The sequence below is a fragment of the Streptomyces sp. NPDC088730 genome (genome assembly GCF_044751215.1).
Taxonomy (GTDB): Bacteria; Actinomycetota; Actinomycetes; order Streptomycetales; family Streptomycetaceae; genus Streptomyces.
Genome location: NZ_JBIVLK010000003.1, coordinates 655,685 through 676,071, shown reverse-complemented (window position 1 = coordinate 676,071; position 20,387 = coordinate 655,685). Strand labels below are relative to the sequence as shown.

Below are 20,387 nucleotides of genomic sequence, written 5' to 3'. Positions count from 1 at the left end.
CGGTGTTCTCACGTACCGGCCGGTGTCCGTTGAGTACCTGCCGGGCCGGGACGCGGGTGCCGCGGTCCGAGGTAGGCCACGAGGTCCGAGCCGTCCGGGACAGCGTGCGCCGGCCGCCAGCCGAGCCGGTGGTAGAGGCGCACCGCCGGTTCCGCGCGCGCCGAGGTGAGCAGCCAGCAACGGCCGTCCACCGCAGGGGCGGTGACCGACTCCAGGAGCGCCGCCGCGAGACCGGCGCCGCGGGCGCGCGGGGCGAGCGCGAGTTCGTCCACTTCGAGGGCGCCGACGAGCCACGCGGCCGTCCGCTCCGGCCCCAGCGCGGCGCCGGTACGCCCGTAGCCGCGGTCGGTGGGGAACGGGCCGGGCGTGGTCCAGGCCGTCGCGAACCCCACCACCGTGCCGCCTTCGGCCTCGCCGCACGTCTCTGTGTCGCCCCTCGCGCGCTCATCGCGGCTCAGGGCGAGCGCGGCCACGAATCCGGGACGCCGGGCATCCCCGGCCAGCCGCTCCACATAGCCGTCGGCCATGGCCGGGTCCTCGTGCCACGGGGGCCCGGCGAAGGCCTCCGCGTACACCCGCCGGATTCCGTCCGCGTACGCCGCCACCTCGTCCCCGCCGACCGGCTGGACCCACGTCGTCACGAGACGGCTCCGTTCTCCGTATCTCCGTATCTCCGCATCCCTGTTCTTCTCTTGGGGTCCACGCGTGGGCCCCAGGGCCCACGCACCCGGCAGCCGGGCTGACTAGGCTCATGACCGACCAACCGCGAGCCGTCCGGAACCGCCGTCCTCAGGTGGCCGGCCGGGCGCGCTCCGGTGCGCAGGGATTTTCACGCTCTACCTGACCTGTAGGGCGGTCGCCCCTCAACCGGCTGGTCCGGATGGGCGGGTGGCCACACTTTAAATGGGGTGCGCTGTCATGAGTGACGGATTCTTCTACTCGTATCACGTGGGCTGGAGCCGCCCCGACGCGGAATCGCTGCTCGCGGATCTGGAGGCGGCCGGCGTCTGTCCCGCGCACCCGGTCACGCGGCGCATCACGCTCATCAGCCCGGGGGCCGCACCGCCGGGCACCCAGTCCTGGGTGACCAGGGACCAGCTGGTGCTCCTGGCGGGCCTGCAACGGCTGGACCAGGTCGACTTCCTGCTCTGGGTGAGCAGCGGGGCCGAGATCCCGGCCCGGGTCCGGCGGACGGACGACGGGACGGTCGCGCTGCAGTTCGCCCTCGGCGGGCTGAGCCGCGACGAGCGGGAGGCGGTCGTCCGTGCGATACGGGAGGCGATAGGCAGGGCCTCCGTGCTGTGTGTCGGCTTCGTGGTCGACCGCGAGGGCGCGTCGGCGGCGACGGACTGGAGGGGGTTCATCGTGAAGGGGTCGGTGTACTTCGACTGCTGGCCGGACACCCTGGCCGTGCGGTCCGAGGTCGCCTCCAGACAGCCGCAGCTGTTCGGGGTGGGCTCCTTCGAGCAGTCGCCCTGGGTCGTCTACGGCAGCGAGGTCCCCAGCCGGTGAACGTCGGCCGGTACGGCGGTGACGCGGGCGTGCGGCTGGTGACAGAGCCGGTGGAGCGGGTCCCCGGGTTCCGGGACCTCTACGGGACGCACGTGCTCGACGAGGACACCGTGCCGGCGCACGTCTTCTTCCGGGACGCCACGCGGGAGACCGTGCGCTCCTGCCCGCACGCGGCCGGTCCAGACGGTGACGCCCCTGACTGGCGTCGCGCGCCGGAGTTCCCGGAGTTCCCGGAGTTCCTGGAGTTCTCGGAGTTTCCGGAGTTCCTGGAGTTCCTGGAGTTCTCGGAGTTTCCGGCGTTCCCGGAGTTCCTGGAGGAGCGGAGCACGCGGGGGATCGCGGGGCCTACGAGGTCGTGGTGACGTCCTTCCCGGGGTACCTGCCCTTTCCCGGCAGCTCCGGGACCCCGCCCGGGGCGGCCACGGGCGAGGGTCCCGGAACGGCGATAATCGGCCGTATGTCGGCAGAACCCTCCCCGCAGGCCACCCGCCCCCGGCCGCTCCCGCAGCCCGCGCGGGAACGCCGGCCGCTCCGTGCGCGGGCCGTCGCGGCCCTCGCCTCCGCGGCGCCGGCGCTCGGCGCCTACGCGGGCGTGCGGATCGTCGGGCTGCTCGTCTTCTGGGCCGCCGCGTCCGCAGCGGGGAAGGACGCCTTCCACCTGCTCGCCGAGCGCTGGGACTCGGTCTGGTACCAACGGGTCGCCGAGCACGGCTACCGCTACACCGTCACGCTCCCCGACGGCGCCGTCCACTCCGACCTGGCGTTCTTCCCGCTGCTGCCCGCACTGGAGCGCGGCATCGCGGAGGTGACGCCGCTCGGTCTCGCGGGCGCCGGACTGCTGGTGGCGTGGCTGGCCGGTCTCCTCGCGGCCTGGGGGATCTTCGCCGTCGGAGCGCGGCTGTACGGGCGCCGGGCCGGGGTGGCGCTGGCCGCGTTGTGGGGGGTGTACCCGACGGCGTTCGTCCAGTCGATGGCGTACACCGAGACGCTGTTCACCGCGCTCGCCGCCTGGTCGCTGTACGCCGTGCTGACCCGGCGGTGGATCGTGGCCGGCGCTCTGTGCGTACTGGCCGGGCTGACCCGCCCGTCCGCCGCCGCGCTCATCGCCGCCCTCGCGATCACCGCCGCCGCCACGCTCGTGCGCGAGTACCGGGCCGGTGCCACCGACGGCATCGTCCGCCGCAACGGCCGGATGCTGGCCGGAGTGGTCCTCGCGCCGCTGGGCTGGCTCGGGTACGTGGTGTTCGTGGCCGTGCGCGAAGGCAGCCCGTTCGCCTACTTCGACATCCAGGCCCAGTGGGGCAACAGCATCGACGGCGGCGCCGCCCTCGCCGGGTTCATCCTCGGCCTTCCGCTGCCGGGGGCGCTCGGGCTGTGCGCGGCGCTGGCCGGGCTCGGATGGCTGGTCCACCTGTGCGTGCGGCAGCGCCAGCCGCTCCCCGTACTCGTCTACGGCATCGCCGTCGTCGTCATCTCGCTGATCGGCTCCGGTTACTTCGGCTCCCGGCCCCGGCTGATGATGCCGGCGTTCCCGCTCCTCCTGCCGCCCGCCGTCGGCCTGCTGCGGCTGCGCTCCACGGCCCGTACGGCGACGGTCCTCGCGGTGCTCGCCGCGGCCTCCGCCGCGTACGGGGCGTGGACGCTGCTGGGCTCAGGCCCGCCGTGAGCCGCGCCGGCCGGCCGCGCGTCAGCCACCGGTCCGCGCGCCCGCCCGGCCGCGACACCCAGCCGAACCCGCCCGGCCGGCACAGCCCGGCCCGTACCCCGGGACCGCCGCCGCACACGGCCGGATGACGGCCGGTACTGACACCGGCCGCAGCGCACCACTCCGGAACGCGACGGCGGACAGCGCCGGACAGCACCGCGGCGCCCTCCGGCGCACCGGACTCCCCGCCCCGCAGGACGGCGTCCGGCGCGGGTGCGGCGGCCGGGCCGTACGTGTTCCGCACCGGTCCGGCGGCCGTGAGCCGGGCGCCACCGGCCGGGCGAGCCCGCGTCGTGAGCCGCCCGCCGCGCCGGACACGGCCAGTACCCGCGCGGATCTCAGCCCCCGGCCACTCGGCGGTCCGAGCCCCACTCGCCGGACGGCCGGCTCACGGCTCCCCGTCGTGCGGCGGCCGTGCCGCCGAGGGGCCGTCGCCCTGCGCGATCCCCACCCGCACGCCCGGCCGCAGCCCCCACCTCGCCATCGCGCCGGCCTCGGCCTCGATCACGTGCCGGGCGCGGAGCCGGGGGAGGCCCAGCCGTCCCGGCTTCATCGTGTGGACCGCCACCACGTTCAACCTTCGGTCCAGATAGGCCACATCGATCGTGAACCGCATGCGGAAGGAGTGCACACTCCCGCACGGGGTGATCAGCAGCGCGCCCTCGATCCCGTCCTGCCCGAGCAGCCCACGGCTCCGGTGCCGGTAGGAGGCCGCGATCCGCAGCGGTATCCGTGTCTCCCGTTCCCCCTCCGGGTCCGCGAACGTCAGCGTTCCAGTGCCATTGCGCCATCGGGCCATGGACCTGACGGTAGCGCCAACTGCCGCCCCCCGGGCCGGAACAGAGCGCCCCGGGCCCCGGCTAGGCTCGGTGAGGTGTACGCCACGCTGATAGCGGTCGCCGCCCTCTGGGGGGCCGCGACCGGACTGCTGGTCCCGCGCGCCGCCTACCGGTTCTCCGTCGAACCGGAGGACGCGTGGCGGGACGCCTGCCCGGCCGGCCACGCCCTCGCCGGGCCGGGCCGCGGCTGGCTCGGCTCCGCACGCTGCGCCGCCTGCGCGGCGGCGGGGGCGACGGCCGCCGTGCACACGGACACCGGCCCGGACGCCGGTGAGGCCCCGCGCGCCGCGCCGTGGCGCCGGGGCGCGCCGCGCTACGCGCCCGCCCTCCTCGCCCCCGTCGTCTCCGCCCTCGGCTGCGCCGCCCTCGCCGCGACCACCGGGGCCCGTCCCGAGCTCGGCGTATGGCTGCTCCTCGCCCCCGTCGCCGTACTCCTCGCGGCCATCGACCGCCGCGTCCACCGGCTGCCGGACGAGCTGACGCTGCCGGCCGCCGGGGCGGCCGCCGCCCTCCTGGGTGTCGCCGCGCTGCTGCCGGAGCACGGCGGCTCCTGGGTGTCCGCACTGCTCGGCGGCCTCGGCCTCGGCGCCTTCTACCTGCTGCTCTTCCTCGTCAACCCGAACGGCATGGGCTTCGGGGACGTGAAGCTCGCGCTCTCGCTGGGGGTGGCACTGGGCTGGTACGGCTGGGCCGTCGTGTTCGCCGGGGGCTTCGCCGGGTTCCTGTTCGGCGCGGTGTACGGTCTGGCGCTGATGATCATGCGGCGTGCCGGGCGCAGGACGGGCATCCCGTTCGGACCGTTCATGATCGCCGGGGCGCTGCTGGGCATCCTGCTCGGCGGGCTGGCCGCCTGAGCGGCTGCCGGGCGGCCGATATCCGGTCGCGGGCGGCGGGGTCCGGCTGAGATCATTTCCGTATGCCCGCAACACCCGAGATGCCAGCGACACCCGAGAACCCCCAGACAGCGCAGGACGCGCAGTCGGCGGCCCGGCGCGCCCGGTTCGACGCCCTGGTCGCAGAGGCGGACACCGTATCCGTCGCGGGCTGGGACTTCTCCTGGCTCGACGGCCGGGCCACCGAGCAGCGGCCCTCCTGGGGCTACGCCCGTGCCATGGGGGAGCGGCTGGGCCGGGCAAGCGCCGCGCTCGACATCCAGACCGGCGGCGGTGAGGTCCTCGCCGCCGCGCCGAAGCTGCCGCCGCTGACCGTCGCCACCGAGTCCTGGCCGCCGAACATCGCCCGCGCCACCGCGCTGCTGCACCCGCTCGGCGCGGCCGTGGTGGCGGACGCCGACGAGCCGCCGCTGCCGTTCGGCGACGCCGCGTTCGACCTGGTCGTCAGCCGGCATCCGGTGACCACCTGGTGGGACGAGATCGCCCGGGTCCTGGCGCCCGGCGGCACGTACTTCTCCCAACAGGTGGGCCCCGCCAGCGTCTTCGAGCTGGTCGAGTACTTCCTCGGCCCGCAGCCGCCGGAGGTACGGGGCGGCCGTGACCCGGAACAGGCGCGCGCCGCCGCGGAGGCGGCCGGTCTCGAAGTCGTCGACCTGCGGCTTGAGCGGCTGCGCACCGAGTTCCTCGACATCGGCGCGGTCGTCTACTTCCTGCGCAAGGTGATCTGGATGGTGCCGGGCTTCACCGTCGAGCGGTACCGGCCGCAACTCGCCGCGCTGCACCGGCGGATCGAGGACGAGGGGCCGTTCGTCGCCCACACGACCCGTTTTCTGATCGAGGCCCGCAAACCCGGGCGGCCGGTCTCACCCGCGTAGCCCTTCCCGCGCCCGAAGGATGGCACTCTGGTCGCTGAGCGCACGGGGAAGGAGCCACGCCATGAGGGCCGGCAGCGACGAGGAAGCCACGAGCGGCCCGCGGCAGGGCAACGCCGAATGGCTGAGAGGTGCCCGGATCGTCGGCGTCCTCGGTGTGTTCTACCGCCCCGAGGGCCGGATGGGGGAGCCGGAGGCCGTTGAATTCCTGCTGTCCGACAGCCCGTCGGTGCTGCTGACCTGCGCCTCGGACGGCACCCTGCACGTCGGTTCCGGCACCTGGCCGCACCTTCCCGACTGGTGCGTGCCGGCCGCGCAGTGGGAGTTCGCCACGATGGCGAAGCTGCCGCAGCCGCCCGACGGCGGCTGGACGGTGCTGAGTACGGAGGAGCGCCGGGACGACCGGGGCGAGGTCCACGAGGCCGTCATCCGCTGCGAGGGCGGCCGCTTCGTGGTCATCGGCGGGGACACCGTGGGCATCAGGTTCACCCGGGGCCACCGGGGCGCCGCGTCCACGACCTGACAGCGGACGGCGCCCGGAATGTGCACGTCCTGTGTACGTCTCGTGGGCGCCTCGGGCGTCAAGGCCACGCCGTCGGGCGTCCGGGCAGGTCGGGAGGGGCCGGAGGCCCGTATTCCGTGCTCACAACGGAGCCCCGCGCATCCGGAGAGTAATTATTCGGCGTCGATGCACACAGCAGCACTTACGAAGGGTTATGGTGGAAACCCCCCCTCGGGCCGGTCCGTAACCCCCCCCACGGACCGGCCCGTTTTTTTGTGCCCCGGTTTCCGCGCCCCGGCGCGGACGGGGCCCGGCCGTCAGGCCCGCCCGGCCCAGATGTTCGTGCCGGCGGTGTCCACCGCGAAGGTGTCGATCTCCTTCAGCTCCGCCGCGCTCAGCGCCGGTCCGGCCAGCGCCGCGACGTTCTCCTCCAGCTGCCGCACGCTCGACGCGCCGATCAGAGCCGACGTCATACGGCTGTCGCGCAGCACCCAGTTGAGGGCCAGCTGGGCCAGCGACTGGCCGCGGCCGTGCGCGATGTCGTTCAGCCCGTTGAGCCGGCGCACCACCTCGTCGGAGAGCAGGTCCGGGTCGAGGGACTTGCCCTGGGTGGCGCGCGAACCCTCCGGGATGCCCTTCAGGTACTTGTCGGTCAGCAGCCCCTGGGCCAGCGGTACGAAGGAGATGCAGCCCATGCCGGCCGCCTCCAGCGTGTCCAGCAGCCCGTCCTCCTCCGTCCAGCGGTTGATCATCGAGTAGGACGGCTGGTGGATCAGGGCCGGGACGCCCATCTCCCTGAGCAGCCGGGCCGCCTCCGCGGTCTGCTCGGAGTTGTACGAGGACACCCCGGCGTACAGCGCCTTGCCCTGCCGCACAGCGGAGGCCAGGGCCCCCATCGTCTCCTCCAGCGGGGTGTCCGGGTCGAAGCGGTGCGAGTAGAAGATGTCGACGTAGTCGAGGCCCATCCGCTTCAGCGAGGCGTCGAGCGAGGACAGCAGGTACTTGCGCGAGCCCCACTCGCCGTAGGGGCCGGGGTGCATGTCGTACCCGGCCTTGGTGGAGATCACCAGCTCGTCGCGGTACGGGGCGAAGTCCTGCCGGAAGAGCTTCCCGAAGTTGAGCTCGGCGGAGCCGGGCGGCGGGCCGTAGTTGTTGGCCAGGTCGAAGTGGGTCACCCCGAGGTCGAACGCGCGGCGCAGGATGGCGCGCTGCGAGTCGAGCGCGCGGTCGTCGCCGAAGTTGTGCCAGAGGCCGAGCGAGACGGCCGGGAGCTTGAGGCCGCTGCGGCCGGTGCGCCGGTACTCCATGGAGTCGTAGCGCGTGCCGGCGGCCCGGTAATAGGAAGAGGATTCAGTCACGTTTCCCTCTTTATCACGGACTTGTGACAGGCCGAGTTGGGCCGGTGCGGCGCCTGCGCAGTAATGTGGCGGCTTCGGGACTGCCACGGCACGGCGGGGCGATCGGCCCTCTACCGGTGCGACGATCCCCAGGGGGACAGCCCCGGGCGAGGCGGCGGGCGGGCCCGCACCGAACCGAGAGGTGGACTCAGTGAACTTGCGCGACCTGGTGTACGGGCTCTACGCCCGCCGGGTGGAGGCCCGCCTCGATCACGCCCAGGTGCCCAAGCACATCGGGGTCATCCTCGACGGGAACCGGCGCTGGGCGAAGGCCTCCGGCGGCACGGCCGCGGAGGGCCACCAGGCGGGTGCGGACAAGATCAAGGAGCTCCTCGGCTGGTGCAGCGAGACCGATGTCGAGGTCGTCACGCTCTGGATGCTGTCCACGGACAACTTCGACCGGCCCGAGTCCGAGCTCATCCCGCTCCTCGGCATCATCGAGAACACCGTGCGCGACCTCGTCGCGGACGGCCGCTGGCGGGTCCACCACGTCGGCACGCTCGACCTGCTGCCCGCACACACCCAGACGGTCCTCAAGGAGGCCGAACAGGCCACGATCGGGGTCGACGGAATACTGGTCAACGTCGCCGTCGGCTACGGAGGCCGGCAGGAGATCGCGGACGCGGTCCGCTCGCTGCTCCTCGACCACTCCGCCAAGGGCACGTCCTTCGAGGACCTCGCCGAGATCGTCTCCACCGACCTGATCTCCGAGCACCTCTACACCCGCGGCCAGCCCGACCCGGACCTGGTGATCCGGACCAGCGGCGAACAGCGGCTGTCGGGCTTCATGCTGTGGCAGAGCGCCCATTCGGAGTACTACTTCTGCGAGGTCTTCTGGCCGGCGTTCCGCCGGGTCGACTTCCTGCGCGCCCTGCGTGACTACGCGGCCCGCCACCGCCGCTACGGCGGCTGACACCACGGCGCGCCGGCGCCTTCGGCCCGCCGGAGATCCGGACCGGTCCGACCGGTCCGGCGCCCCAGGCCCGTCCGGCGCCCGAGGACGGAACCGCCCAGGTGGTGTGCTCCCGCCCCCGGTCACGGGCGCCCGCTCGCCGTTCACTCCGCCGGCCCTGGTCGGCATGGCTTCGCGTGTTCGAGGGCATACCCCTGACAGGTCGACGTCCGGTCAGGAACCAGGCGGACGTCGTCACCAAGTGAGCGGCAAGGAGTCCGCTCGCCCGGGAGGCCCTTTGCACACGAAGGACCGTACATACAGTGCGGCTGACGTCGAGGGCCGGCGCTCGGCCCGTGCAAGGTGGCCGAAGCCCGGTCCGTCCTCTCCCTTTGGGATGCTCCGCGACGCCGTCGCACCCCAACCTCGTCCGAGGGGGTACGTCCTTCCGTGGTGACCAGCACAAAGCGCCGCATGCCCGACAGGCGCACCTATGTTCTCGACACCAGCGTCCTGCTGGCCGATCCGAACGCCATGTCCCGGTTCGACGAGCACGAAGTCGTGCTCCCGATCGTCGTGGTCACGGAACTGGAGGCCAAACGGCACCATCCGGAGCTGGGGTACTTCGCCCGGCAGGCCCTGCGCCTGCTGGACGACTTCCGGGTCCGGTACGGCCGGCTGGATGCCCCGATCCCCCTCGGGGACCTGGGCGGGACGCTGCGCGTCGAACTCAACCATTCCGATCCCGGCGTACTGCCCGCCGGCTACCGGTTGGGGGACAACGACTCACGGATTCTCGCGGTAGCGCGCAATCTGCAGGCCGAGGGGTACGACGTCACGGTCGTCTCCAAGGACCTGCCGCTCCGGATCAAGGCCTCTTCGGTCGGCCTCCTCGCCGAGGAGTACCGCGCCGAACTCGCCATCACCGACGCGGGCTGGACGGGGATGGGCGAGCTGTCCCTCTCCGCCGAGCAGGTCGACCTCCTCTTCTCCGAGGAGACGCTGTACATCCCGGAGGCCGCCGACCTGCCGGTGCACACCGGCCTGGTCCTCCAGTCCGAGCGCGGCAAGGCGCTCGGCCGGGTGACGCCGGAGGGCAACGTCCGGCTCGTCCGGGGCGACCGGGAGGCCTTCGGCATCCACGGCCGCAGCGCCGAACAGCGCATCGCGCTGGACCTGCTGCTGGACCAGGACGTCGGCATCGTCTCGCTCGGCGGCCGGGCCGGCACCGGCAAGTCCGCACTGGCGCTCTGCGCCGGTCTGGAGGCCGTGCTGGAGCGGGGGCAGCACAAGAAGGTGATGGTCTTCCGTCCGCTGTACGCGGTCGGCGGGCAGGACCTCGGCTATCTGCCCGGGTCCGAGGCCGAGAAGATGGGTCCCTGGGCACAGGCCGTCTTCGACACGCTCTCGGCGGTCGCCGGGCGCGAGGTCATCGAGGAGGTCCTGGGGCGCGGGATGCTGGAGGTGCTGCCGCTCACCCACATCCGCGGCCGGTCCCTCCACGACGCCTTCGTGATCGTCGACGAGGCCCAGTCGCTCGAACGGAACGTCCTGCTGACCGTGTTGTCCCGGATCGGGGCGAACTCGCGGGTGGTGCTCACGCATGATGTAGCCCAGCGGGACAACCTCCGGGTCGGCCGGTACGACGGAGTGGTCGCCGTGGTCGAGAAGCTGAAGGGGCATCCGCTCTTCGCGCACACCACGCTCACCCGGTCCGAGCGCTCGCCGATCGCCGCGCTGGTGACCGAAATGCTGGAGGAAGGCCAGATCTGACACGGGATGGAACAGTTGGTGCCGCCCGGCGAGCGAAGGAGCTTAGCCGGGCGGCACCGTGTTGCGGTGCCAATTCCGTAATTCACTTGCTCCAAACGGGGTGTGAGCTTTCACACGCAACAGAGAATTGCTTCGTGGCGTCCCGTTCCGGCAGAGTCTTGCTTCCGTCAGGCCCCGCATACGGCACACCCGCACCACCAGAGGTGCAACGCACCGCACAACTCAACAACCGCCGTCCGTATGCCGCCCGCGAGTACCACGCGGCGCTTCCTCCGGGGAGTCGCCCACCGGGCCCGTGCCTCCCGTGACCCAAGCAGTAGGGAGGCCAGTGTCAGGGGCACGATTGCGCCCGCGAGGTCACCTAAGCGGGCGATGCTGGAAGGACACCGTGTGAGCCGGATCTCGGTCCGGGGGTTCGCCGTGGCATCTGCCACAGCGGTAACCACCGTAGGCGCCGTCGTGGGAGTTGCAGCGGGCAGTACCCCTGCTGTCGACGACAACAACTTCGAGGCCACCGCAGCCGACACCACGCTGCTCGCCGACATCCCCGCGGGCCAGCAGGCCCAGGTGCAGACCGCTTCCCTGACGCAGCAGGCAGACGCCCAGGCGTCCGCGGCCGACGCGACGGCGAAGAAGTCCGCGGAGGAATCGGCTCGTATCCAGGCCGCCAAGGACGCCAAGACCAAGAAGCAGGCGGCCGAGGACAAGCTGGAGAAGGAGCGCCAGGAGAAGGAGCGCCAGGAGAAGGCTGAGCGCGCCAGCCGCTCCGAGGTCCGCAGCGCCAGCACCTTCGCCGTCCAGGGTTCCTACTCGGTGGCCGAGATCCAGGCGATGGCGCGGCAGATCGTGCCCGCCGACCAGTTCCAGTGCTTCAGCAACATCGTGAACCACGAGTCGACCTGGAACTACCGGGCGACCAACCCGTCCTCCGGCGCCTACGGCCTCGTCCAGGCGTACCCCGGTTCGAAGATGGCGTCCGCCGGTGCCGACTGGCAGACCAACCCGGCCACACAGATCAAGTGGGGCCTCAGCTACATGAACGGCCGCTACGGCAGCCCGTGCGGTGCCTGGTCCTTCTGGCTGCAGCACCAGTCGTACTAGGGAGTTGCCCGACCTGGAGCCCTCGCCGGTTCCGTCGCAACCCCGCGAAGCCCCTCGCCGTCCTACGGTGAGGGGCTTCGCGCATGTACGGTCGTGCGGAACCGTTCCCGGGGGGAGCGGTGGGGAGAGCGGACGGGGGTAGAGGAACCGTTATGTCAAAACTTCCGGGATGGCTCGGACAACTGGGGGCTGAACTCACCAAAATCGGTGAGCGCCTGGAGGAGCGTCGCGCCGAGGCCGACGACGAGCACGACACACCCGGGCGCGCCTCGTCGGTGACGACCGGCGCGGAGCCGGGCAGCGGGGCCGAGCCGGGCGCAGGGGACCATGTGCCGCCGCCCCCCGCGTACGCCCCCGACGTCGCCGCGCGCCCCGATCCGGTCGCGGCGATCCCCTGGGGGATGCGGGTCGCCGCCGAGGCGGGCTGGCGGCTGCTGGTCCTCGCGGGCACCCTGTGGGTGCTCATGCGGGTCATCAGCGCGGTGCAGCTGGTGGTGCTGGCCTTCGCCGCCGCACTGCTCGTCACCGCGATGCTCCAGCCGACGGTCGAGCGGCTGAGGCGGGCCGGGCTGCCGCGCGGGCTCGCCACGGCGGGCACCGCGATCCTGGGCTTCGTGATCATGGGCCTGGTCGGCTGGTTCGTGGTGTGGCAGGTGATGGACAACCTGGACTCGCTGTCCGACCAGGTCCAGACCGGTATCGCGGACCTGAAGAACTGGCTGCTGGACAGCCCGTTCCACGTCACCGAAAAGCAGATCAACGACGTCGCGAAGAACCTCAGCGACACCGTCGGCACCAACACAGAGGCGATCACCTCGGCCGGACTCCAGGGCGTCACCGTGATGGTGGAGTTCCTCACCGGAATGCTGCTGGCGATGTTCTCCACGCTCTTCCTGCTGTACGACGGCAAGCGCATCTGGCTCTGGGTGCTGAAGCTCGTGCCCGCGCAGGCGCGGCCGGGTGTCGCCGGAGCGGGTCCGCGCGCCTGGCGCACGCTGACCGCCTATGTGCGGGGCACGGTCATCGTCGCGCTGATCGACGCGATCTTCATCGGCCTCGGGATCTACTTCCTCAACGTGCCGCTGGCCGTACCGCTGGCCGTCTTCATCTTCCTGTTCGCCTTCATCCCGCTCGTCGGGGCGGTGGTCTCCGGGGCGCTGGCGGTGGTCGTCGCCCTCGTCACCCAAGGCGTGTTCACGGCACTGCTGGTGCTGGTCGTGGTCCTCGCGGTCCAGCAGATCGAGGGCCACATCCTGCAGCCGTTCATCCTGGGCCGCGCGGTGCGCGTGCACCCGCTGGCGGTGGTGCTCTCGGTCGCCGCGGGCGGCATGATCGCGGGCATCGGGGGAGCGGTCGTCGCGGTGCCGCTGGTCGCGGTCACCAATACGGTGGTCGGTTATCTGCGGGCGTACGGGCAGGAGGGGTCCCGGCGCCACTCGCCGCCGCCGCACGGCGCGACCGCCCTGGACGCCGCGCCGACCCCGGCCCCCGGATCGCCGCCGGAGGAGACCGGCGACGACGGCAACGGCCAGGAGGAGCCGGTGGCGGACGCGCGGAAGGAAGTCTGAGCCGGCGCACGAGAAGGGCCGGCTCAGGAGTGGGCCGGCACATAAGAAGGGCCCCGGGGACGGTCGGTCGTCCTCGGGGCCCTTCTCGTCTGCGGGTACTGCCGGCGCTACTCCGCGAGGACGGCCTCGGCCTCAAGCGTCACGCCGACCGCCTGGATCACCGAGGCGATCTTGACGGCTTCCTGAATGGTCTCACGGTCCACGCCGGCCTTGCGCAGCACCTGCTCGTGGGAGTCCAGGCACTGGCCGCAGCCGTTGATCGCCGAGACGGCGAGCGACCACAGCTCGAAGTCGACCTTCTCCACACCCGGCTTGCCGATCACGTTCATCCGCAGGCCCGCGCGGAGGTTCCCGTACTCGGGGTCCGACAGCAGGTGCCGGGTCCGGTAGAAGACGTTGTTCATCGCCATGATGGCGGCGGCCGACTTCGCGGCGGTGTACGCCTCCGCGGAGAGGCTGGCCTTCGCCTCCGGCTCCAGCTCGCGCAGCACCTTCGGCGAGCGCGAGGCGATCGCGCAGGCGAGGACGGTGCCCCAGAGCTGCTGCTGCGGCAGTTCGCTGTTCCCGATGACCGAACCGAGGTTCAGCTTCAGGTCCTTGGCGAAGTCCGGAACGGCGGCCTTCAGTTCGTCGAGTGCCATATCGGTGTCAGCTCACTCGCCCGAGAGGAGCGCGACCGGGTCCAGGGTGTTCTCGCCCTTGGTCCAGTTGCAGGGGCACAGCTCGTCGGTCTGCAGGGCGTCGAGGACCCGCAGGACCTCCTTGGGGTTACGGCCCACGGAACCGGCGGTCACCATCGTGAACTGGATCTCGTTGTTCTGGTCGACGATGAAGACGGCGCGCTGCGCGAAGCCGTCCTCGCCCTCGATGCCGAGGTCACGCATGAGCTCGTGCTTCGAGTCGGCCAGCATCGGGAAAGGCAGGTCGGTCAGGTCCGGGTGGTCCTTGCGCCAGGCGTGGTGCACGAACTCGGAGTCACCGGAGAAGCCGAGGATCTGGGCGTCGCGGTCGGCGAACTCCTCGTTCAGCTTGCCGAACGCGGCGATCTCCGTGGGGCAGACGAACGTGAAGTCCTTCGGCCACGCGAAGACGATCTTCCACTGACCCTCGTAGGTCTTGTGGTTGATCTGCTCGAACTCCTTGCCGCTCTCCAGCGAAACACAAGCGGTCAGGTCGAACTCGGGGAACTTGTCACCGACAGTGAGCACGCGCTCTCCTTGCAGCGTAGGAATTCCCTTTTTGGGGGAGTTCCTGAGGGTTGGACGGTCCCCACCTTGGCACAGAGTGCATTGATCGCGGAAATAGCTACACTCGGTCGGGATGATCGGAGGTGCCTATCAGTGGCACACGGGAACCAGGGCAACCGGCCCAAACAGCCCAGCCTCTCGCAGCTGCGCGCCTTCACCGCCGTGGCGGAGCATCTGCACTTCCGGGACGCGGCGGCAGCAATCGGGATGAGTCAGCCCGCGCTCTCCGGGGCCGTGTCCGCACTGGAGGAGGCACTGGGTGTCCAGCTCATCGAGCGTACGACGCGCAAGGTACTGCTCTCGCCCGCCGGGGAGCGGCTCGCGGTGCGGGCCCGCGCCGTGCTGGAGGCCGTCGGCGAGCTGATGGAGGAGGCCGAGGCGGTGCGGGCACCGTTCACCGGGGTGCTCAGGCTCGGCGTGATCCCGACCGTCGCCCCGTACCTGCTGCCGACCGTGCTGCGGCTGGTCCATGAGCGCTACCCGGACCTCGACCTCCAGGTGCACGAGGAGCAGACCTCCTCGCTGCTGGAGGGGCTGGCGGCGGGCCGGCTCGACCTGCTGCTGCTCGCGGTGCCGCTCGGGGTGCCGGGGGTGAGCGAACTCCCGCTCTTCGAGGAGGACTTCGTCCTGGTCATGGAGCGCAGCCACTGGCTCGGCGGGCGGGCCGACATCCCGCGCGAGGCGCTCAGGGAGCTGCCGCTGCTGCTGCTCGACGAGGGGCACTGCCTGCGCGACCAGGCGCTCGACATCTGCCGGGAGGCGGGCCGTACCGAGGGCGCGCCGGTCACCACGACCGCCGCCGGGCTCTCCACCCTGGTGCAGCTCGTGGCCGGCGGGCTCGGGGTGACGCTGCTGCCGCGCACCGCGGTGACGGTCGAGACCGCCCGCAACGAGGCGCTCACCACCGGGTACTTCGCGGAGCCTGCGCCCGCCCGGCGGGTGGCCCTCGGCATGCGGACGGGGGCGGCCCGGCACGAGGAGTTCGAGGAGTTCGCGGCGGCGCTGCGCGGGGCGATGGCGGCGCTGCCGGTACGCGTGGCGACGGCCGGCCGGACCTGATCACGGGTCCGGCCGGCCGTCGCGGGTGCTACTCGCTCCGCAGCCCCTCCGGGCGCATCAAGCGCCACAGGGCCGGCAGGGAGAGCAGGGTGACCACGAGGATGAGGGCCGCGCCCGCGCCCGCCAGCGGCAGGAACAGCCACCAGCCGGTCACCTGCTTGCCGACCATCCAGCACAGGGTGGCGCCGAGGGCGAGACCGCCCGCCACCGCCACCGCGAGCCCGATGACCACCGGGACCGCGGTCTGCCACAGCACCGACCAGCCCAGCGTGGTCCGCCGGGTGCCGAAGGCGACCAGGACCGACAGCAGCCGCTTGCGCTCACGCAGCTGCTCCAGCTGGGAGACCAGCATGGACGCGGCGATCAGCAGCAGCGTGGCGGTCGCGCCGACCTGCAGACCGGTCTGGATGCTCGCGTACTGCCGGTCGCGCTCCACCGAGTTCAGGGTGACCAGACGCATGCCGGGGTCGAGCCGCGCCGCTGTGTTGCGTACGTACTCGGCGGCGTCCGGGACATCCTCGTCGATGCGGATCTGTGAGACGGTCGAGGCTCCCGGCAGGGTCCGTGCGTCGACCGCGCCCGGAGTGACCAGGATGCCCGAGTGTTCCTCGCCCATCGGGTCGGTCCGGGCCGGGACGGTCCGGGAGTCGGCCGGCAGCGTCCAGCGCAGCTTCTTGCCACTGCCGTAGGAGTCGAACTCGATCGCCTTGCCCTTGCGGGCGGTCTTGTCGACCCAGTCCGCCTGTCCCTTGTCCTCGGGGTGGGAGACGAAGGTGTCGCCGTCCCGGCAGGACGTCATCCGGGCCAGCTCACGCAGGGTCGCGCAGTCCCCGACGGTGAACGAGGTGGTGGGCTGGATGTCGTCGGGCTTGTACTTCCCCGGCTTGGTCGCGTACGCCTCGACCGTGCCGATGACCTGGACGACACCCCTGGTGGCGCGGAACGCCTTGATGCTGTGCAGGGCGGCGTCGCCTCTGACGATCTCGGAGGTGCTGTAGAACTGGGCGCGGGACGGGTCCTGGCCGGTGATCCTGTTGAAGTCGTCGTTCATCGCGGCGAACAGCATCTGCAGGGCCACCGCACCGGCCACGGCGACGGTGACGCCGCTGACCGCGCGGGAGGCCGCCCCGCTGCTCAGCTGGAGCCGCCGGGTGGCCAGCTGCCAGGGAACCGGTCCGCCGCGCAGCCGCTTGACGCAGGCCTCGACCAGCCAGGGCAGGAGCAGGGCGAGGCCGACCAGGACCAGCACCGCGCCTCCGGCGACCGGATACGGGTTGACGGGGCTGTACTCATCGACCTTGCCGGAGAGCCCGAAGACCGCGAGTCCGGCGACCGGAAGCAGCAGCCGCCACCAGAGGCGGCGCTTGCCGCCCCGGCTGTTGCGTACGACGCCGAGCGGCTCGATGACCACGGAGCGCATGGCTCCCAGGGTGACGAGCACCGCGGTGAGCGGTACCGCGAGGGCGATCACCACACACAGCCGGGCGTCGGGGGCCAGGTCGGAGGGGAAGGCGCTGGCGTCCCAGACCTCGATGTGGCCGACGAACTGGCGCCCCACCAGGAATACGGCGAGCCCGATGAGAAGGCCGAGCACCGAGCCGAAGAGCGCCTCACCGGCCGCGATCCGGCGGGTCATCCGGATGTCCGTACCGACCAGGCGCAGGGCGGCGAGCCGGCGGTCGCGGCGGTCGCCGCCGAAGCGCACGGCGGTGGCGATGAAGATGGCCACCGGGGCCAGCAGCACCACGCAGATCATGATGACCAGCACGATGAGCATCGGGGGCAGCGGATCGGACGGTCCCGGGTCGCCGTACCCGGCGACCCGGTGGCCGCCCGACGCGCTGGTCAGGGTGTCACTGCCGGCGTAGAACCACAGTTCGTTGGGCGAGCGCAGCCCCGCGTCCGCGATCGTGCCGGTCACCTTGTACGGCAGCCGCTCCCTGAGCAGCGCGCTGCCCGGGTCGCCGAGGAGCTCTTCGAGCGCGGGGGAGACCACCATCTCGCCGGGGCCGGGGAGGGCGGTGACGCCCGGCGGGACGACGGGGTGGGCGCCGTCGGGACGCATCAGGAAGCCGGTGATGGAGCGGTCGCGGAACTCGGTGCTCGCCTCGATCCGCAGGACCGAGCTGTCGGACTTCTTCGCCGAGACGTCGGGGGAGTCGGAGACCTTGGTCTCGGAGCGGGCCTGGTCCCGGGCGGACCGTTCGTCGAGCATGTGCGGCACGGAGGCCGCGGTGAGCAGCAGGGCCACGCCGATTCCCACGCCGACGGCGGTGAGCAGGGTGCGGACCCAGCCCTCGCGGCCGCCGGCGGCGGCGAACCTGATGCCGAGCGCGAGATCGCGCAGCCAGGGAGCGGTGCGGGAGGGGGCTTCCGGAGCGGGCACCGGTCCCGCCGGGGTCCTCTTCTCGTCGAGCAGCGTCATACGGCGTGCTCCATGTCGCGGGCCCGGCCGTCGCGCACGGTGACATCGCGGTCGGAGTAGGCGGCGACCCGGGCCTCGTGGGTCACCAGGACCACGGCGACACCGGTGGACCTGGCCGCCTCGGTGAGCAGCTGCATGACGCGCTCACCGTTGAGGGAGTCCAGGGCGCCGGTCGGCTCGTCCGCGAAGATCACCTTCGGGGAGGCGGCCAGCGCACGGGCCACGGCGACGCGTTGGCCCTGGCCGCCGGACACCTCGCCGGGGCGTTTGGCGCCGAGGTCGTCGACCTCCAGCCGCTCCATCCACTCCAGGGCGGTGCGCTCCGCGGCCTTGCGCCGGGTGCCGTTCAGCCGGAGCGGCAGGGCCACGTTCTCCACGCAGGTCAGCTCGGGGACGAGCTGGCCGAACTGGAACACGAAGCCGAACTCGCTGCGGCGCAGGGCGCTGCGCTGCGCGTCGGACATCGTGGACAGCTCGCGGCCGGCGTAGGTGATGGTGCCGGAGTCGGGGGTGATGATTCCGGCGAGGCAGTGCAGCAGGGTGGACTTGCCGGAGCCGGAGGGGCCCATCACGGCGACGACCTCGCCGGGGTGGACGGAGAAGGAGGCGCCGTCCAGTGCCGGGGTCGAGCCGTAGGTCTTGTGCAGGTCGTGTGCGGTGAGCAGGGAGCCGGCGGGGGTCACGGGGCCACCACCTCCGCGAGCTTGTCGAGCCGTGCGGCGGTCAGTTCCAGCCAGCGCAGATCCGCTTCCAGGTGGAACAGGGCGTGATCGCAGATCAGCTGGTCGGCGAGGTCGCCCCGCCGCTTGCGGTCGGTGAGGATGCGCATCAGGCGCAGGTGCTCAGAGCGCTGGGCGTCCAGCACGTCGGCGGCGCTGCGGCCGGTGAGCATGGCCAGCACGACCTTGGTGTACAGGGTCGACTGGAGGTACGGCTCCGGCTTCTCCGGCTGCGCCAGCCAGGCGGCGACATCGGTGATGCCGGCGTCGGTGATGGCGTAGCGCTTGCGCTCGGGGCCGCCGCCGGCCTCCACGCCGTCGACCTCCACGAGGCCGTTCTTGAGGAGCCGGGACATGGTCGAGTAGACCTGTCCGTAATGCAGCGGGCGGTCGTGACCGAACTTCTCGTCGAACGTCCGCTTGAGGTCGTAACCATGGCGGGGGCCGGACTCAAGGAGCCCGAGCAGGGTGTGGCCGATAGACATGCGGAGCACTGTACACGGCGTGTATACCTGCTGTGTATACCGGCTGTTCCGCCGGCGTCGGGGGCCGTGCCGCGATCCGGAACCGGGGACCCGGGTGTCCGGGCCCCCGGGGGGTCACTCCTGGTCGGGGCTCTTCGGCGGCCGCCCGCGGCGCCGGATCGGCGCCGCCCCGCCCGGCAGCCGCCCCGCCTCCGCGAGGGCCCGCCGCAGCAGGAACTCGATCTGCGCGTTCGCGCTGCGCAGTTCGTCCGACGCCCAGCGCGCCAGCGCGTCGTGTACCGCCGGGTCCAGCCGCAGCAGCATCTGCTTGCGCTGTTGCGGCCCGCGCCGCGGCGATTGCTCGGTCACTGGTAGAGCGTGCCCGTATTGAGGACCGGCTGCACCGCCCGGTCACCGCACAGCACCACCATCAGATTGCTCACCATGGCCGCCTTCCGCTCCGGGTCGAGCTCGACGATGTCCTGCTCCGCGATCCGGGTGAGCGCCATCTCGACCATGCCCACGGCGCCCTCCACGATCTGCTGCCGGGCCGCGACGACGGCGCCCGCCTGCTGGCGCTGGAGCATCGCGGAGGCGATCTCGGGGGCGTATGCGAGGTGGCTGAAGCGGGACTCGATGATCCGGACGCCGGCGGCCTGCACCCGCGCCGTCAGCTCCACGGCCAGCTTCTCGGTGATCTCCTCCGCGTTGCCCCGCAGCGAGAGGCCGCCCTCGTCATGGGCGTCGTACGGGTACTCGATCGCGATGTGCCGGACGGCCGACTCGGTCTGGGTGGCGACGAACTCCAGGAAGTCGTCGACCTCGAAGAGCGCCTGCGCGGTGTCCTCGACCTTCCAGACGACGATCGCGGCCAACTCGATCGGGTTGCCGTAGGCGTCGTTCACCTTGAGGACCGCGGTCTCGTGGTTGCGGACCCGGGTGGAGATCTTGCGGCTGGAGGTCAGCGGGTTGATCCAGCGCAGACCGTCGGCGCGGATCGTGCCCACGTACCGGCCGAAGAGCTGGATGACCCGTGCCTCGCCCGGTGCGACCATCTTCACACCGCCCATGCAGAAGAACGAGACGATCGCGAGCAGCACCCCGAGGATGCAGACCGGGATGCCGACGCCGTTGTTCCCGTTCGACCCGACGATGCCGCCGACGATGGCGAGACCGACGCCGACGATCACCCCGATCACCGTCAGCAGCAGGCCGATGCCGCCCGGGATGCTGTGCGCCGTCGTCTCCCGGACCTGCGGTTCCGGCATCTGGGGCGCGTCCGGCGTGAGGTCGGCCGACGGTGCGGTGGGCGTGGCCGGGACGTGCGGATCGGTCATGGAATCCCCCGTTTGTCTGGGCTGGCGCAGTGCTAGCAATGTGATTACACATTAACTGATGTGGCAACCCTGCGCACCTCTC

The 20,387-nt window shown here is 71.8% G+C and carries 21 protein-coding genes; 11 read left to right on the top strand and 10 right to left on the bottom strand.

Features of this window, described 5'->3' with window-relative positions:
• Positions 1 to 8: 8 nt before the first annotated feature.
• Positions 9 to 641: a GNAT family N-acetyltransferase gene (locus ACIP89_RS14855; RefSeq protein WP_402115149.1), complete on the bottom strand. Its 633-nt coding sequence runs from the start codon at positions 639 to 641 to the stop codon at positions 9 to 11.
• 277 nt (positions 642 to 918) lie between these two features.
• Here ACIP89_RS14855 and ACIP89_RS14850 point away from each other — a divergent pair, with 277 nt between their 5' ends.
• From ACIP89_RS14850 to ACIP89_RS14840, 3 genes are all read left to right on the top strand, one after another.
• Entirely contained in the window at positions 919 to 1,512 is a 594-nt protein-coding gene (locus tag ACIP89_RS14850) for a hypothetical protein (RefSeq protein WP_401920965.1), read from the top strand.
• Positions 1,509 to 1,874: a hypothetical protein gene (locus ACIP89_RS14845; protein ID WP_402115147.1), complete on the top strand. Its 366-nt coding sequence runs from the start codon at positions 1,509 to 1,511 to the stop codon at positions 1,872 to 1,874. The genes ACIP89_RS14850 and ACIP89_RS14845 overlap by 4 nt, the downstream gene beginning before the upstream one ends.
• A gap of 95 nt (positions 1,875 to 1,969) precedes the next feature.
• A complete protein-coding gene (locus ACIP89_RS14840) occupies positions 1,970 to 3,178 on the top strand; it encodes a glycosyltransferase family 39 protein (RefSeq protein ID WP_402115145.1) in 1,209 nt (402 codons plus the stop codon).
• Positions 3,179 to 3,605: 427 nt separating this feature from the next.
• Here the strand turns inward: ACIP89_RS14840 and ACIP89_RS14835 are convergent, their stop codons facing one another.
• Positions 3,606 to 4,016, bottom strand: coding sequence for a DUF192 domain-containing protein (locus ACIP89_RS14835; RefSeq protein ID WP_401929595.1), 411 nt, complete (start codon positions 4,014 to 4,016; stop codon positions 3,606 to 3,608).
• A gap of 75 nt (positions 4,017 to 4,091) precedes the next feature.
• Here ACIP89_RS14835 and ACIP89_RS14830 point away from each other — a divergent pair, with 75 nt between their 5' ends.
• The 3 genes from ACIP89_RS14830 (at position 4,092) to ACIP89_RS14820 (ending at position 6,344) form a co-directional block, all read left to right on the top strand.
• A complete protein-coding gene (locus ACIP89_RS14830; protein WP_401929594.1) occupies positions 4,092 to 4,910 on the top strand; it encodes a prepilin peptidase in 819 nt (272 codons plus the stop codon).
• 80 nt (positions 4,911 to 4,990) lie between these two features.
• Positions 4,991 to 5,824, top strand: a complete 834-nt coding sequence (locus ACIP89_RS14825; protein WP_402115227.1) for a class I SAM-dependent methyltransferase — start codon at positions 4,991 to 4,993, stop codon at positions 5,822 to 5,824.
• A 61-nt stretch (positions 5,825 to 5,885) separates the two neighbouring features.
• Positions 5,886 to 6,344 (top strand): hypothetical protein, encoded by a 459-nt coding sequence (locus ACIP89_RS14820; RefSeq protein WP_402115142.1) that lies wholly within the window; start codon positions 5,886 to 5,888, stop codon positions 6,342 to 6,344.
• A 296-nt stretch (positions 6,345 to 6,640) separates the two neighbouring features.
• On the opposite strand, the gene mgrA is transcribed toward ACIP89_RS14820, so the two are convergent.
• Positions 6,641 to 7,681 carry an L-glyceraldehyde 3-phosphate reductase gene (gene mgrA, locus ACIP89_RS14815; protein ID WP_401920957.1) on the bottom strand — a complete coding sequence of 347 codons (1,041 nt, stop codon included), beginning with the start codon at positions 7,679 to 7,681 and terminating at the stop codon, positions 6,641 to 6,643.
• Between the two features lie 190 nt (positions 7,682 to 7,871).
• On the opposite strand from mgrA, the gene ACIP89_RS14810 reads away from it, so the two are divergent.
• The 4 genes from ACIP89_RS14810 (at position 7,872) to ACIP89_RS14795 (ending at position 13,054) form a co-directional block, all read left to right on the top strand.
• On the top strand, positions 7,872 to 8,633 hold the full coding sequence (locus ACIP89_RS14810) for an isoprenyl transferase (protein ID WP_024492153.1): 762 nt from the start codon (positions 7,872 to 7,874) through the stop codon (positions 8,631 to 8,633).
• Between the two features lie 429 nt (positions 8,634 to 9,062).
• The gene (locus ACIP89_RS14805) at positions 9,063 to 10,385 is read left to right on the top strand and encodes a PhoH family protein (RefSeq protein WP_401920956.1); all 1,323 of its coding nucleotides are present in this window, start codon (positions 9,063 to 9,065) and stop codon (positions 10,383 to 10,385) included.
• Positions 10,386 to 10,775: 390 nt separating this feature from the next.
• The gene (locus ACIP89_RS14800) at positions 10,776 to 11,486 is read left to right on the top strand and encodes a transglycosylase SLT domain-containing protein (protein WP_401920954.1); all 711 of its coding nucleotides are present in this window, start codon (positions 10,776 to 10,778) and stop codon (positions 11,484 to 11,486) included.
• Between the two features lie 152 nt (positions 11,487 to 11,638).
• Complete coding sequence (locus ACIP89_RS14795) at positions 11,639 to 13,054, top strand: AI-2E family transporter (RefSeq protein ID WP_401920953.1); 1,416 nt, start codon at positions 11,639 to 11,641, stop codon at positions 13,052 to 13,054.
• 107 nt (positions 13,055 to 13,161) lie between these two features.
• Here the strand turns inward: ACIP89_RS14795 and ACIP89_RS14790 are convergent, their stop codons facing one another.
• Together ACIP89_RS14790 and ACIP89_RS14785 are read right to left on the bottom strand one after the other, a co-directional pair.
• Entirely contained in the window at positions 13,162 to 13,695 is a 534-nt protein-coding gene (locus ACIP89_RS14790) for an alkyl hydroperoxide reductase (protein ID WP_360453165.1), read from the bottom strand.
• Positions 13,696 to 13,707: 12 nt separating this feature from the next.
• A complete protein-coding gene (locus tag ACIP89_RS14785) occupies positions 13,708 to 14,262 on the bottom strand; it encodes a peroxiredoxin (RefSeq protein WP_073744729.1) in 555 nt (184 codons plus the stop codon).
• Positions 14,263 to 14,394: 132 nt separating this feature from the next.
• Here ACIP89_RS14785 and ACIP89_RS14780 point away from each other — a divergent pair, with 132 nt between their 5' ends.
• Positions 14,395 to 15,360: a hydrogen peroxide-inducible genes activator gene (locus ACIP89_RS14780; protein WP_401920952.1), complete on the top strand. Its 966-nt coding sequence runs from the start codon at positions 14,395 to 14,397 to the stop codon at positions 15,358 to 15,360.
• Between the two features lie 28 nt (positions 15,361 to 15,388).
• Here the strand turns inward: ACIP89_RS14780 and ACIP89_RS14775 are convergent, their stop codons facing one another.
• The 5 genes from ACIP89_RS14775 to ACIP89_RS14755 all read right to left on the bottom strand — a co-directional run bounded on the left by ACIP89_RS14775 (position 15,389) and on the right by ACIP89_RS14755 (position 20,305).
• Complete coding sequence (locus tag ACIP89_RS14775) at positions 15,389 to 17,785, bottom strand: ABC transporter permease (protein WP_402115140.1); 2,397 nt, start codon at positions 17,783 to 17,785, stop codon at positions 15,389 to 15,391.
• Positions 17,782 to 18,468 (bottom strand): ABC transporter ATP-binding protein, encoded by a 687-nt coding sequence (locus ACIP89_RS14770; protein WP_401920949.1) that lies wholly within the window; start codon positions 18,466 to 18,468, stop codon positions 17,782 to 17,784. Before ACIP89_RS14770 ends, ACIP89_RS14775 begins: the two co-directional genes overlap by 4 nt.
• A complete protein-coding gene (locus ACIP89_RS14765) occupies positions 18,465 to 18,989 on the bottom strand; it encodes a PadR family transcriptional regulator (RefSeq protein WP_390086823.1) in 525 nt (174 codons plus the stop codon). The genes ACIP89_RS14770 and ACIP89_RS14765 overlap by 4 nt, the downstream gene beginning before the upstream one ends.
• Before the next feature lie 114 nt (positions 18,990 to 19,103).
• Complete coding sequence (locus tag ACIP89_RS14760; RefSeq protein ID WP_402115226.1) at positions 19,104 to 19,292, bottom strand: hypothetical protein; 189 nt, start codon at positions 19,290 to 19,292, stop codon at positions 19,104 to 19,106.
• A 41-nt stretch (positions 19,293 to 19,333) separates the two neighbouring features.
• Positions 19,334 to 20,305: an SPFH domain-containing protein gene (locus tag ACIP89_RS14755; RefSeq protein WP_402115138.1), complete on the bottom strand. Its 972-nt coding sequence runs from the start codon at positions 20,303 to 20,305 to the stop codon at positions 19,334 to 19,336.
• Positions 20,306 to 20,387 lie beyond the last annotated feature (82 nt).

Excerpts from the sequence above, each read along its gene's own strand:
- ACIP89_RS14850 (WP_401920965.1), top strand. The coding sequence starts at position 919 with ATGAGTGACGGATTCTTCTACTCGTATCACGTGGGCTGGAGCCGCCCC.
- ACIP89_RS14840 (WP_402115145.1), top strand. The coding sequence starts at position 1,970 with ATGTCGGCAGAACCCTCCCCGCAGGCCACCCGCCCCCGGCCGCTCCCG.
- ACIP89_RS14835 (WP_401929595.1), bottom strand. The coding sequence starts at position 4,016 with ATGGCCCGATGGCGCAATGGCACTGGAACGCTGACGTTCGCGGACCCG.
- ACIP89_RS14825 (WP_402115227.1), top strand. The coding sequence starts at position 4,991 with ATGCCAGCGACACCCGAGAACCCCCAGACAGCGCAGGACGCGCAGTCG.
- ACIP89_RS14820 (WP_402115142.1), top strand. The coding sequence starts at position 5,886 with ATGAGGGCCGGCAGCGACGAGGAAGCCACGAGCGGCCCGCGGCAGGGC.
- ACIP89_RS14795 (WP_401920953.1), top strand. The coding sequence starts at position 11,639 with ATGTCAAAACTTCCGGGATGGCTCGGACAACTGGGGGCTGAACTCACC.
- ACIP89_RS14790 (WP_360453165.1), bottom strand. The coding sequence starts at position 13,695 with ATGGCACTCGACGAACTGAAGGCCGCCGTTCCGGACTTCGCCAAGGAC.
- ACIP89_RS14775 (WP_402115140.1), bottom strand. The coding sequence starts at position 17,785 with ATGACGCTGCTCGACGAGAAGAGGACCCCGGCGGGACCGGTGCCCGCT.
- ACIP89_RS14765 (WP_390086823.1), bottom strand. The coding sequence starts at position 18,989 with ATGTCTATCGGCCACACCCTGCTCGGGCTCCTTGAGTCCGGCCCCCGC.
- ACIP89_RS14760 (WP_402115226.1), bottom strand. The coding sequence starts at position 19,292 with ATGCTGCTGCGGCTGGACCCGGCGGTACACGACGCGCTGGCGCGCTGG.
- ACIP89_RS14755 (WP_402115138.1), bottom strand. The coding sequence starts at position 20,305 with ATGACCGATCCGCACGTCCCGGCCACGCCCACCGCACCGTCGGCCGAC.